This is a genomic window from Staphylococcus pettenkoferi (genome assembly GCF_002902685.1).
Taxonomy (GTDB): Bacteria; Bacillota; Bacilli; order Staphylococcales; family Staphylococcaceae; genus Staphylococcus; species Staphylococcus pettenkoferi.
Genome location: NZ_PPRN01000019.1, coordinates 62868 through 76649 on the forward strand (window position 1 = coordinate 62868; position 13782 = coordinate 76649).

Genomic DNA, 13782 nt, shown 5'->3' on the forward strand with positions numbered 1-13782 from the left:
CTATTGTAATAGGATAGTATGCTTTTTACAATAATAATAAAAGAGTAATTTGGAGGAATAGGTTATGGAAAGAGTTGTAATCACCGGCATGGGTGTGGTTTCTCCAGTAGGTAACGATTTAGATACGTTCTGGAATAATTTAATTGCCGGAAAGTCTGGAATCTCTGAAATAGATACGATGGATACTTCCAAGCATAAAGTGAAATTCGGCGGCGTCGTACGTGACTTTGACAGTGAAGCGTTGCTCGGCCGTAAAGCCGCACGTCGTATGGACAAATTTGCGCAATTCGCGTTAGTCGCTGCTCAACAAGCATGGGATCAATCAGGACTCACTTCTGACAATATTGATTCCGCACGTCTTGGTGCTTACGTTGGTTCAGGAATTGGCGGCTTTGAAACGTTATTCCAAAACTTCTTGAAACTACAAGAGAAAGGCCCTCGACGTGTAAGTCCAACGCTCGTACCTTCTATGATGGCCAATGCCGCTTCAGCTCAAATCACAATCAGATTCGGCGCAATGGGACCTTCAATGTCACCTGTCTCTGCATGTGCGACAGGTAACCACTCAATCGGTGAAGCTTTCCGTCTCATCCGCTCTGGTGAAGCTGATGCGATGTTCGCGGGTGGTACAGAATCCACTATCAATGATATTTCACTCGCAAGTTTCGGTAATGCTCGTGCATTATCTACACGTAACGATGACCCACAAGGTGCAAGTCGTCCATTCGATGTCGATCGTGATGGTTTCGTCATCGCAGAAGGTGCCGGCATTCTTATCCTAGAATCCCTTTCTCATGCGAAGGCACGTGGTGCGAATATCCTTGCAGAAATGGTCGGTTACGGCGCAAGTTCAGATGCATATCATATGGTCGCAACACATCCTGAAGGCGAAGGTGCTTACCTTGCAATGAAAGCGGCGTTCAGAAGTGCGAATCTCGATCCATCCGAAGTCGATGTTGTTAACGCGCATGCCACAAGCACACCTGTAGGCGATGTATCCGAAACGAAAGCCTTGAAACAACTCTTAGGCGATCATGCATACAACTTACCAATTACTGCCAACAAATCTATGTTTGGTCACATGCTCGGTGCTGCAGGTGGTGCAGAAGCAATCTCACTCGCGATGAGTATTCAGAACGATATCGTCCCTCCAACAATCAACTTGGAGAACCAAGATCCTGAGTGCGATTTAGATTATGTAGCGAATGAAGCCCGTGAATTGCCACTTCGCGTAGGTATTTCCAACTCATTCGGTTTCGGCGGTCACAACGCTGCGCTTATCTTTAAAAAATACGAAGATGATTAATCTCTAAAGGTTATACAAGTCACACCTACTATAGAAATGAGGAAAACTCAGGGACGTAATAAAAAATTACAATAATAAGCATTAAATATGAAGTCATCTCATTTAAAGAGAACTTAATTGTTGGTAAAGATATTAACTCAAGCTTGTCGCAGTAGCTGTCTGTATTTGAAATAGCTGACGCTATCTCAAATACAAGTCAGCCTTGCGGGGGCAAGACTACGAAATCAAATAGATTTCTGTCTTAATATAGTATTAACATTGAAAGTTAAGTTGAGCTACTGTTAGTTCTAATTAAGCAATTACGCAGTAGCTGTCTGTATTTGAAATAGCTGACGCTGTCTCAAATACAAGTCAGCCTTGCGGGGGCAAGACTACGAAATCAAATAGATTTCTGTCTTGCTCCCTTTTTGTTTCATTGACTTCGTGAGAGACCGCCCATACTTTTAAAAAAGCTAACAATCCAAAGCAGATAGCTTAAAATCATAGCCTGCTATGCTACAATATAATTATTTAAAGTAACTATTGAAATAAAAGAGGGATAATCATGCACGACGTCCGTCCAGGAGAAATCCAAAAAGGATCAAAAGAATATACTAATATTATCATCGCTCTGTTCATCGCAGGATTCACCATCTTCTCAATCTTATATAGTGTGCAACCACTCATTCCAGCGTTCTCTAGACATTTCCACGTCAATGAGACTTGGGCAAGCATACCGCTCTCGATAGCAACATTGACGCTAGCAATTGCGATGTTATTCTTCGGAGCAATCTCTGAAGTTGTAGGTCGAAAACCGATCATGTTCTTCTCCGTGATCTCGGTGTCACTACTCGCTATAGTACAACCGTTTATCGACAACTTTAATGTGTTCCTGGCACTGCGTTTCATCCAAGGCATTTGTCTCGCGGGTCTCCCCTCTATAGCGATGGCGTATATTGGAGAGGAAATTTCTGAAATCAGTTTACCTCAAGCGATGGGAACGTACATTAGCGGGAATGCATTCGGCGGTGCTTTTGGACGTGTCTTTACTGGTTTTATTGCCAGTTTATTCGGCTACAAAGTCGGTATGATTGCGGTTGGCGTGATTAGTTTAGTTGCCGCAGTACTCTTTATCTTTCTACTACCAAGTTCACGCAACTTTACGAAACAGCGCTTCCACCTCGGCGAACTCTTACGCAGTTACGGACAACATTTGCGTAACCCACGTTTGCTTAAGCCGTTTATGTTAGGGTTCTTGCTCTTAGGTTGTAACGTAGCCGCATTCAACTACATTAGTTTCGAGCTCGAATCTGCGCCTTATCATGTACACAAAGGGTTAATCAGTTTCATTTATCTCCTCTTCTTGCTTGGCATGTTATCTTCCATGTTGAATGCTAAGCTACGTGCGAAACTAGGCACTTTACGTGCATTGAAGTTGAGCTTAATCACACTGATGGTCGGAATTTGGATCACCCTACTTCCGTTTATTATTTTTAAAATTCTAGGGCTCGCTTTCACGATTTATGCATTCTTTAGCGGTCATGCCATCGCAAGTGCAGTCGTTACGAGTCGTGCAGAACACAATAAGGCACAGGCATCAAGCCTTTATCTTCTCTTCTATTATATTGGCTCTTCCGTCGGTGGCACGCTCGCTGGTTATTTCTACAGTCTCCTCCACTGGCCAGGTGTAGCCCTTATGATTACGATCTTTATGGTCATAAGTTTAGTGATTGCTATGACGATTCGTAAAAATAAAGATATACGGTAAAAGAAATATCATGCTCTCTCAACGTTAGATAAAACCATCCGTACAAACGGGTGGTTTTATTTTATTATGATTAAATCAATATCGACGAAGGCTAACAAACACGTAAGAAATGTATTTATATATAATTTAATTATGATATATTAAATGTGTAATGATTATTCATTAGTAATATCGTTTTAGAAGAAGATCTACAACCAAATGCAATAAAAGTAAGATATTCTACTAGAAAGGTTCGATGATCTTGCATGCAGAGAAGATAATGAATGTTTACGTGCTAATCATGTTGGTTTTAGTATTTTTTATGCATAGACTTTTAATTTATTCTCTTAGTGGCGATATTTTTGACATGTATTTTCTTATGCACTTAGCAGGCGTAATGGGTTATATCACCACTATGATTTATTTTAGATACTTAAATATTATAAAAAGCATATGGTGATAGTCATAAACAGAAAAATCTAATTGAATCACATAAATAGCGCTAAGCAGTCATAATTAGAAACTGAACTTAGCGCTATTTGTATATGTAATTTTATTCGTACTCCAACATAAAGCCATGCAAACACAAAACGGCCCGCCCCAAAGTTACCCTAACTTCAGAACGAGCCATTTCACTCTACCAATTATTCTATATCACTTGCATGTGGAATCGCTGCTTGCGCTCCAGCACGTTGCACTGTTAATGAGCCGGCTTTATTCGCATAATCAATCGCGTCACTTAAGTTACTCATATCTGACTCTAGATGGCTTACGAGCGCACCGATAAATGTGTCGCCTGCTGCCGTCGTATCTACTGCTTTAACAGGATAAGCTGGCAGTTGTTCAGATCCAGCATCCGTAGAATAGAAAGTACCGTGCTCGCCCAACGTAATCAAGACAGTGTGAATGCCTAAATCGTGGAAGTACGCTGCACTTTCATGCATGGAAGCTTCATCCGTCACGGGTACACCTGAGAGCGTCTCAGCTTCAGATTCATTCGGTACGATAATATCGATAAGTTGAAGCAAGTCATTAGGCAATGCTTTCGCCGGCGCTGGATTCAACAGCGTCGTTACGCCATGTGCTCGAGCCATTTTAAACGCAGCAGTGATCGCCGGAATCGGCACCTCTAACTGTGCCACGATAAAGTCTGCTTCCGCAATCGTCTGCTCTGCTCGCGCGACATCCGTTTCATCAATTGTCATGTTTGCGCCACCATAGACGTAAATCGTGTTCTGACCTTGCGCATCCACTGTAATAAATGCCTGACCTGTCTGCGCTTGCTCGGTTTCAACCACATAAGATGTATCGATGCCGGCCGCTTCAAAGTCTTTGAACATAAAGTCTGCGATACCTTCCGTACCTACTTTCGAGATAAAGGTCGTTTCCGCGCCTAAGCGTGCTGTCGCTATCGCTTGATTTGCACCTTTACCTCCGCCATATGCTTTCTGTGCTTCTTCAACATGCAACGTTTCGCCGGGTTTCGCATAACGCTCTACCGTCAAGAACTGGTCCACATTCGTCGAACCTAAGACGACCACTTTGTTTGTCATATCTATCCCTCCATCGTCATCCAAGCTTACTTAATTACCTCTACTTTAACACATTTCGTTGTACGATTACTTGATGAAGACTGTCACAGCAGCTGCGACAACGATGAGGACGAGACCGATAACCGTCACGACCATCTCTTTGCCAGTCTTACGTTGATTCAACATGTAAATACCTGAAAGTGTGGCAAGAACGACTGAAGTTTGTGACAAGATGAACCCAGTTGCTAGTCCATTCATTTCTTTCTGAGCTGAGATGAGATAGGTTAACGCACCAAAGGCGAAGAAGAATCCTGAAATGATTTGAAGCCATGTGACTTTCTCTTTGAATGGATTCCCTTTCTTCTTCATCGTGATAAGTCCGTAAATGACTGCCACTAATACCATGCCGATTGCTTGTGGTAAAAAGGCTGTCTGACCGCCCACGGATGAAGCTTGTGGCGCTGCAGAATAAGCCCAGTAACCAATTTCACCAATTAATAATAAAATAACTGCTGTACGGAGATTTTTACTATTAGCTGCTTGACCATTCTCACTCCAAACGGTCATCCAAGCACCAATGAGGATGACGAATAAAGCGATAAAGCCGATAATCTTGTGAGACACACCTGGCCAATCACCTAGAGCAATGACACCCCAAAGTGATGCACCAAGGAGCTGGAACGCAGTCGTAATCGGCATCGCACGAGATGAACCGATATATTCAAAGGATTTGAAAGTAATAATCTGTCCAAAGCCCCAACCTGCACCAGATATAATAGATAAGACTAAATCCATACCTGTTGGAAAGCCTTTGGATGAGAACGCCGCAAATACTGCTGCAAAGATGAGCGTACCAATTGTTGCGCCGATAATTTGATTGACGGGACGACCGCCAAATTTAGATGCCACCGTTGGGAAGAGCCCCCAACCGAGTAAAGGTCCGAGACCTATGAGTATAGCTACAATTTCCAAATCTTACACCTCTATCATTAAATTTATTTATATCTCGTAAATGACATAAGCGTTTGAAACGTGAGTGCGATGTATCTATCTTCACATCTTATTCTTAGGTGACATCGTGCTCCACGTGTCATTTCAATTCCCCACACCGTATTTTATCACGGAGATTTATCCGAGAGAAAACACTTCACCTTGTGTCAGTGGGACATTTTAAGAGCAAGTCCAAGGAGAGTAAAAGTAAATATAAAGTAGAATTATTAATAATTCAAAAGTAAGTACTAATTAAAATCTGATAAACTGAAGCCAAAGGGGGATGCGAAATGAAACGCTTTGATGCACACTTTCACATTATTGATTACGACTATGATATTCAAGAAAATAATGGGTATTGGCCACCTCAATATGATGTTGAGCAGTACCTCTCGGCCACAAGTGACCTTGGCATTGCTGGAGGTGCTATTGTTTCTGGTTCTTTCCAAGGCTTTGATCAAGATTACTTAATCGACGCTTTAGAACACTTAGGACCTCGCTTCGTTGGTGTGACGCAACTACCCATGTCTACTACAAACGAAGAAATCATACGACTTAACGAACAAGGCGTACGTGCCTTACGTTTCAACGTTAAACGTGGAGGTTCAGAATCTCTGAAGAACTTGGAATACTTCGCGCAACGAGTGTATGATCTTGTCGGTTGGCATAGTGAGTTGTATATCGATTCACAACAGTTGCCCGATATTTCCCGGGTAATACATCGTTTGCCTGCGATTTCCATTGATCATCTCGGGTTATCTAAAGAAGGCCTACCTCATTTACTTGATGCGGTAGATCATGGCGTACGCGTGAAAGCAACAGGCTTTAGTCGAGTTAATCTCGATGTAGCTCAAGCGATGCGTCACATTTATGCAGTGAATCCAGATGCGCTAATGTTTGGAACAGACTTACCTTCTACTCGCGCGCCTCGCCCATTTAGTGTAGAAGATGTCCATTTGATTGAGGAAACCTTTGATACACAGGCTTGTGAGAAGATTTTCTGGGAAAACGCACATGAATGGTACCGAATTGGAAGATAGCTCTGCCTCGTTTGGATAGGCATCTGGTATAAATCATAATTTGTATGATGGTGTCTCTGTTTAGCAGAACTTTCACAAACCACACAAACGCAAAACACCTCCGCTGGTAATGAATCATACCAACGGAGGTGCTTTTATTGTTTAGACGCGATCTTATTTTTGATCTAACTTGAGCGCTTTATCTGTTTCTTTACGGATTTTCTTCATTAATTCGTGATCGTTAATGAGAGATTCACCGTAAGATGGGATCATTTTCTTAATCTTAGGCTCCCAATCTTTAGCGTACTCTGGGAAGTTCTTCTCTAGTACTTCAAGCGCTACAGATACTGAAGTTGAAGCCCCTGGTGATTCACCTAATAAAGCGATAACAGAGTGGTCTTCTGAGTTAACTACTTCTGTACCGAATTGGATAAATCCACGACCTTCTTCTTTCGTATCTTTGATAACTTGAACACGTTTACCAGCAATGTGTAAGTCCCAATCTTCGTCTTTTGCATCTGGAATGAAACGACGTAATTCTCTCATGCGGTCTTCTTTCTTCTGAAGGACTTGTTGCACAGAGTATTTAAGCAATGGAACGTTCTTCACTGCTGAAGCTAATAAAGTGATAAAGTTGTTTGGTTTCACTGATTTGAATAAGTCTAAGTTTGAACCATTTTTTAAGAATTTAGGGCCGATTGCCGCGAATGGTCCGAATAATAGACTCTTCTGACCGCCAAGATAACGTTTATCTAAGTGCGGTACTGTCATTGGTGGTGTGCCTGGTGGTTCTTTACCGTATACTTTCGCATCGTGTTGTTCAACCACTTCTGGTTTGTTACAAACTAAGAATGCACCGCTGATTGGGAAACCACCTAAGTGCTTGCTTTCTGGGATTCCTGTTTTTTGTAATAAAGGAATTGCCCAACCGCCGGCACCGATAAAGATATAGTCAGCTGATTGAACTTCAACTTTGTTTGTTTCTAAGTTACGGATCTTAACTTCCCATTTACCATCGTTACGACGGTTGAAATCAAGCACTTCGTGACGGTAATGTACATCTACTGCGTCACTGTTTTCTAAGTTATGTGCAAGTTGGCGAGTTAATTCACCGAAGTTCACGTCTGTACCGTGATCAATCTTACTTGCAGCAATTGGAGATGCTGAGTTACGATCTTTCATCATTAATGGAATCCATTTAGCGATTTGATCGTGATCTTCACTATATTCGATTGTTTCGAACATAGGGTGTTGTTTTAATGTTTCATAACGTTTTTTCAAGAAATTAACGTTGTTCACGCCTGCTACGAAACTTAAGTGTGGTAGCGGATAAATGAAGTCACGTGGGTCTTTGATCACGTTGTTCTTCACTAAGTGAGACCAGAATTGTTTAGAAATCTCGAATTGTTCGTTGATTTGTTTCGCTTTCTCAATATCAACTGAACCGTCTGGTTGCTCCACTGTATAGTTTAATTCACATAAAGCAGCATGACCTGTACCTGCGTTAGAGTCATCATAAGAACTTTCTAAGCCAGGACGATCCATGCGTTCATAAAGCTTAATATTCCAATTTGGTTCAACGTTTTTAAGTAAAGTACCAAATGTTGTACTTAACACGCCGGCACCAATGAGAATAACGTCTTTAGAGTTACTCATAGATATCCACCTTCCTGAAATTCGGACACTATCATCATCCAGCGAAACTACAAACGGGGTAGGTTGTTTGTGGAAACACGAAGTCACGTCTCTCTTTCGCCGCAAAAAAATAGCGTTCCGATACAATATCTTTATTCAACTCTTTTACAATGTTGACGCTGATTATAATCGAGTTGCTTTCAGTTCTATTTTACTACTTTGTAGGATAGACTACAAAGGTTAAATTTATCATTTAGCGTCTAATAGAACTATTTTCATTTACCATTTTAAAGGATAACAATTCAAATGTAAATCTTAAGAATTATGCCTTATTAAAGTCGAGAACGACATTAAATTTAACACAACTCTTAACGAAATTTTTCGAATACTTTTGTTAGGTGTCTCTATCTAAGTATGTTATAGTTTCTTTGTTAAAACATTAACCGTTGCGTACGAGACTCAAACATGCAACTTATAGAATCAGATTATTTTTTACAGAATATTTAAACATCAAGTGCTAGAAACGGATTAGACTAAAGGGAGTATTTGTAATGAAGAAAACGGACTTGATTGCACCGGAGCAATACAACATTGTCTCCGAGATTGAGCAATACGCAGAACAAGCTGACAAGAAAGCGCTCATCTATCACGATGACGAAGGCCACCAAACGACAGTGACCTACGCGGAACTCATGGCTGGCGCAAACCAATATGGCCACGTCTTTAAAGCGCACGGCCTCAAAAAAGGTGATAAGCTGCTCATCCTCATGCCGCGCTCTATCGAGACCTACTATCTCTATATCGCTGCGTTGAAATTAGGTGTCATCGTCATTCCAGGATCTGAGATGCTACGCACGAAAGACTTGCAGTATCGCATCCAACATGGTGAAGTTACTGCGGTTGCTTCAGTCGACGTCGGTGCTGAACAATTCGAACGTGTTGACGGTATCGATCATGTGACGAAATTTATCATCGGTCAACCTCGCGACCAGTGGATTGACCTTACCGGCGAAGCGCAAGACCAAAGCACTGATTTAGAGACGATTCCGACACATCGCGATGACGTTGCCTTTCTACCATATACATCTGGTACGACAGGTAATCCGAAAGCCGTTATTCACACACATGGTTGGGGCTATGCCCACTTACAAATGGCACCGCAACACTGGCTATGTATCGAAGAAGATGATTTAGTATGGGCGACAGCTGCACCGGGTTGGCAGAAATGGGTCTGGAGTCCTTTCTTATCTATTATGGGCACAGGCGCGACTGCTTTTATCTACAACGGTCGTTTCAACGCTGAAACATATCTTAAGCTACTTCAAGACAACCACATTAACGTGCTCTGCTGTACACCAACTGAATATCGTATCATGTCCAAGTTAGAGAATCTCACGGATTACGACCTCAGTCACTTGCACAGCGCGGTTTCTGCTGGTGAACCACTCAACCGTGAAGTGATTGATCAATTCCGCGACAACTTCAATCTCTCTGTACGCGATGGTTACGGACAAACAGAAAGTACGTTACTCATCGGTTTCTTGAAAGAGACTGAGTTGAGACCTGGTGCGATGGGTAAAGCGATTCCTGGTAGTGAGACCTGTGTCGTTGATGATGACGGTAATCCTGTTCCGCCAAATACAGTGGGCAATATCGCAGTGCCACTCGATTTACCTGCCCTCTTCCACGGTTATTACAAAGATCCTGAACGTACGAAAGCGCCTCAACGTGGAGACTACTACATCACAGGCGACCAAGCCTATATGGATGAGGACGGCTACTTCTGGTTTGATGGTCGTAAAGACGATATCATTATCAGTTCAGGTTACACGATTGGACCTTTCGAGGTAGAGGATTCTCTCATCAAACATCCTGACGTGAAAGAGTGTGCCGTGGTGGCAAGTCCACACGAGCTACGCGGTAATATCGTCAAAGCATTTATCATTCCGCAAGAGGGTGTAGCGCGTGATGAGGCTACGGTTAAAAAGCTGCAGAGTTACGTGAAGCAAGATGTTGCACCATATAAATATCCTCGTGCGATTGAATTTGTCGATGACTTACCAAAGACTAATTCAGGTAAAATTCGTCGTGTTGAACTCCGAGATTTAGAGCAACGCCGTTATGACGAACAACATCGTTCTTAAATAAATTGAACCCCGCCATCATCGTGATGGCGGGGTGTTTTATATTGAATACGACGAATTACAGCGAGCTCATCTGCCCGCTAACCTACACAATCACTGTCCTAATCATGAGCAACGTCGCTGCCCTAATCATCAGCAACCTCGCTCCCCTACTCACTATCAAAACCACTTAACTGAGCTACTTATTTATAACTAGCGCCCCTTAACTTCCACTACTCACTCACAACTAGCGCCTCTTAACTTCCGCTACTCACTCACTTGAATCACAATCTTGCCTTTCGCATGACCTTGTTCAGAGTATTCTAGCGCGCCTTGCGTTTCGCTAAAGTGGAAGACTTTATCGACGATAGGTTTAATCTTGCCCTCTTCTACTAAAGATTTAATTTTCTTAAGTTGATCACCACTTGGATGCATAAAGAGAAATTCATAATTTGTGCCAGTTTGGCGCGCTTTTTTATTCAGCTTACGAGACGCAAATTGGAAGAGTTTCTGCTTCGCCCAACCGAGCTTCATCTCACGTGCCACACGTTCTGTTGGCATGCCAGAAATTGAAGCGACTGTTCCACCTTTTTTCAAAATGTCAAAAGCCTTATCCAAATTCTCTCCACCTAACGTATCAAAGACGCCATCATAATCGGATAAGACTTGAGAGAAGTCGTGCTCTTTATAGTTAACAATCTCGTCAGCACCTAACGACTTCACGAGTTCAACACCACGATCGCTCACCGTGGTCGCAACGTGTAAATCCATCGCTTTCGCCAATTGAATAGCAAACGTACCGACGCCGCCTGACCCAGCTTGGATCAACACCTCCTGTCCGGCTTGTAAATGCATCACTTCATTCAACGCCTGATATGCCGTCAAACCTACAAGTGGAAGACTCGCTGCTTCTTCATAACTCAACCCTTCAGGCATTGGCGCAATCTCGCTTACATCAATCGCAATATACTCCGCAAACGTACCAATCTTATCTTTACGTGGGCGACCATAAACGTTGTCACCAACTTGATATTGGTCAACGTTGGAACCTACTGCTGTCACTACACCTGAGAAATCATTCCCTAAGATAAGTGGAAAGTTAAATTTCAATAGCGGCTTCAATTGACCATCACGAATCTTGAAATCAATCGGATTCACACTCGCCGCTTTGATCTTCACGCGCACTTCATTCAGCCCTACTTCAGGCATCGGCATGGTCTGTTCGTGCACAGGATTATTACCGTATTTATCAATCACCATCGCTTGCATTGTTTCAGACATCTACGTCACCTCTTCTATATTTGAGTTATTCATATTATAGACGCACTTGCCACTTTTAACCATTGATTTTAACTGTGTTCACATACTCCACAGGTTGGTAAAAGGTCATTTCATCGGCTTCTAATAAATCTTCATTCATCTCAAGCTCGACAATTTGATTAGAGTAATAGTGCTTACAATACAACGTCCGCGTGGTTAGATTAATTACGGTTTGATACATCGTGTAGTGAATTTCTTCACCGTCCGGACGCACAGCCCCTCTCGGTATACTTACCGCATCTAATATTTTAAAAGCAGACCAGAATGTCGCGGATTCCGGCATATCTGTCACTAAATTGTGTTTTAGGTAGGCAGCACGGACAAAGCGCTCTGGAGAAGAGAAGCCGCCTGGTAAACCTTGCGTACCACCCTCATTGCCATGCACATCAAAGGTTTGATTGCCAAAGGTATTCGGCTCGGGTTTAGATGGCTTCAAGTGACTATAATTGCGTAAATTCTCATAATGCCACTCTAAACTTGGATTATTCGTTAGAACGCCCACCGGATTGTCATTAATCTTTAACGCACCTTCGACAAACATCAATTCCACAGAACGTCCTGTCGCATCTGCAATGTGATAATGCAACGGTGGAACTTCGCCGAGATCATCAAGTTTGTATGCCACCACATTCACTTGATCAGCATTCGTCTCGAGTTCGGCGATATCTTTGTTGTAGCCTAAGACCCAGTTCAATACTTCACTTGGCGCAATATTAACCGCACCTTCCACTACCTCTGTCGCATAAGAACTATTTCCTCGGAAATATTGATTCGAAGCCGCAAGACCATGTTCGTTCACTCCATCACCAAAGATGAACCCGTCCATCTGACAACATGTGCCCATAAAGCCATATAACGTCTCACCTTGGTAGTCGACACGTGATTTCCAATAATGACGACGTGGCGAAATCGCTGGCTGGCCTTCGAGATGATGCACGAAATCCATCGTACGCGCAAACAATACGTTATGATTCTGAGTTATGAGCGTTAACCCTGTACACATAGACATCTTTCCTTTCTAGAAAATGATTTGAGATAAATAAATAACCGCGACGACAGTAATGGCGCTTAGTAAAGTTGAAATAAAGACCAATTGTGCTGCAAGTTCAGGATAATTGTCATATTCTTGCGCAATCACTGAACTATTCACAGAAGTTGGCATAGCTGAAGCAATAAATAATGCTTGAGCAATCATGCCATGAAATCCTAATACGTAGATGATACCCAGCGCGATAAGTGGGCCGATGATCAAACGGATAATGATATAGAAATAAGCGGACGTCCATTTGAAAGTAAATTTAAAGCGTGCAATTTGAGCACCTAGCAAGATCAACGCGATAGGAATCATTGCTTGAGCTAAGTAGTTCAAAGGTGTCCATGCAAATTTCGGTACAGGTAGATTCGCATAGTTAAAGATGATGGCCAGAGCTAGCGCATAAAGAATCGGCATCTTGAAATAACCAAGCAACGCTTTTAACTTCCCTACCTGTACGGACTGAATCGCAAATATGCCATAAGTGAAAGTGAAGATATTCTGCAACGTCAGGACGATGACTTGCACTGACATCGCTAACGCGTCACCTTTAAAGACGATGTCGTTGACCGGCGCGCCATAGTTTCCAGAATTGAAGAACAGCACACTGTTATTGAGCGTCGTTGCTTTGGCTGGGTTGAGTCTTAATACCGCTGAGAGCACTTTGACAATGAGATAAAGCACCAGAACATAGAGTCCAAAGAAGACAGCAATATATAAGAGAAGGCTCGGATTCAGCGTCGTCTTGTAGAACTTCACAAAGATAAAGCCTGGCACAAAGACGTAAATATTGAGTTTCGCGAGCGTTCCTAAATGTAGATCGAACTTGATATGTAAGATGTAGCCCAAACCGATGAGTATGAATATCGGTACGAGAACGGTTACAAGTATTGAAATCATTGCCATATGAGGTCACCCCTTTGTCATCACAAGAAAACGCTTTAATAATTACCTATTATGATACGGGATATTGAACGGTTTGAATACCCTTGTGAGTTTGAAAAATCGTGGTAAATAAAGATTTATATAAAGCATGTAGGTACGGAGGCATTCCTGCAGAATTCGGTTTCCTTTTAAGCAAAGCCGCTTTAAACGTCA

10 protein-coding genes are annotated in these 13782 nt (G+C 42.4%); 4 read left to right on the plus strand and 6 right to left on the minus strand.

Going from position 1 to position 13782, the window contains the following annotated elements; genetic code table 11:
- Positions 1-64: 64 nt before the first annotated feature.
- Both fabF and CD126_RS04120 read left to right on the plus strand, forming a co-directional pair.
- Positions 65-1306 carry a beta-ketoacyl-ACP synthase II gene (gene fabF / locus CD126_RS04115; protein WP_103370074.1) on the plus strand — a complete coding sequence of 414 codons (1242 nt, stop codon included), beginning with the start codon at positions 65-67 and terminating at the stop codon, positions 1304-1306.
- Between the two features lie 544 nt (positions 1307-1850).
- Positions 1851-3053: an MFS transporter gene (locus CD126_RS04120; RefSeq protein ID WP_049408350.1), complete on the plus strand. Its 1203-nt coding sequence runs from the start codon at positions 1851-1853 to the stop codon at positions 3051-3053.
- A 623-nt stretch (positions 3054-3676) separates the two neighbouring features.
- Here CD126_RS04120 and rbsK read toward each other — a convergent pair.
- Together rbsK and rbsU are read right to left on the minus strand one after the other, a co-directional pair.
- Complete coding sequence (rbsK, locus tag CD126_RS04125) at positions 3677-4585, minus strand: ribokinase (RefSeq protein WP_049408349.1); 909 nt, start codon at positions 4583-4585, stop codon at positions 3677-3679.
- A 66-nt stretch (positions 4586-4651) separates the two neighbouring features.
- Entirely contained in the window at positions 4652-5536 is an 885-nt protein-coding gene (gene rbsU, locus CD126_RS04130) for a ribose/proton symporter RbsU (protein ID WP_049408346.1), read from the minus strand.
- 308 nt (positions 5537-5844) lie between these two features.
- Here rbsU and CD126_RS04135 point away from each other — a divergent pair, with 308 nt between their 5' ends.
- Positions 5845-6594 (plus strand): amidohydrolase family protein, encoded by a 750-nt coding sequence (locus CD126_RS04135; protein WP_049408344.1) that lies wholly within the window; start codon positions 5845-5847, stop codon positions 6592-6594.
- A gap of 153 nt (positions 6595-6747) precedes the next feature.
- Here CD126_RS04135 and mqo read toward each other — a convergent pair whose 3' ends face one another.
- Positions 6748-8229 (minus strand): malate dehydrogenase (quinone), encoded by a 1482-nt coding sequence (gene mqo, locus CD126_RS04140; RefSeq protein WP_103370075.1) that lies wholly within the window; start codon positions 8227-8229, stop codon positions 6748-6750.
- A 530-nt stretch (positions 8230-8759) separates the two neighbouring features.
- On the opposite strand from mqo, the gene mbcS reads away from it, so the two are divergent.
- Positions 8760-10352, plus strand: coding sequence for an acyl-CoA synthetase MbcS (gene mbcS / locus CD126_RS04145; protein WP_049408340.1), 1593 nt, complete (start codon positions 8760-8762; stop codon positions 10350-10352).
- 246 nt (positions 10353-10598) lie between these two features.
- On the opposite strand, the gene CD126_RS04150 is transcribed toward mbcS, so the two are convergent.
- The 3 genes from CD126_RS04150 to CD126_RS04160 all read right to left on the minus strand — a co-directional run bounded on the left by CD126_RS04150 (position 10599) and on the right by CD126_RS04160 (position 13590).
- Positions 10599-11600, minus strand: a complete 1002-nt coding sequence (locus CD126_RS04150; protein ID WP_186311586.1) for an NADP-dependent oxidoreductase — start codon at positions 11598-11600, stop codon at positions 10599-10601.
- A 67-nt stretch (positions 11601-11667) separates the two neighbouring features.
- The gene (locus CD126_RS04155) at positions 11668-12654 is read right to left on the minus strand and encodes a choloylglycine hydrolase family protein (RefSeq protein WP_103370076.1); all 987 of its coding nucleotides are present in this window, start codon (positions 12652-12654) and stop codon (positions 11668-11670) included.
- A gap of 15 nt (positions 12655-12669) precedes the next feature.
- Positions 12670-13590: an AEC family transporter gene (locus CD126_RS04160; RefSeq protein WP_049408335.1), complete on the minus strand. Its 921-nt coding sequence runs from the start codon at positions 13588-13590 to the stop codon at positions 12670-12672.
- Positions 13591-13782: the final 192 nt, after the last annotated feature.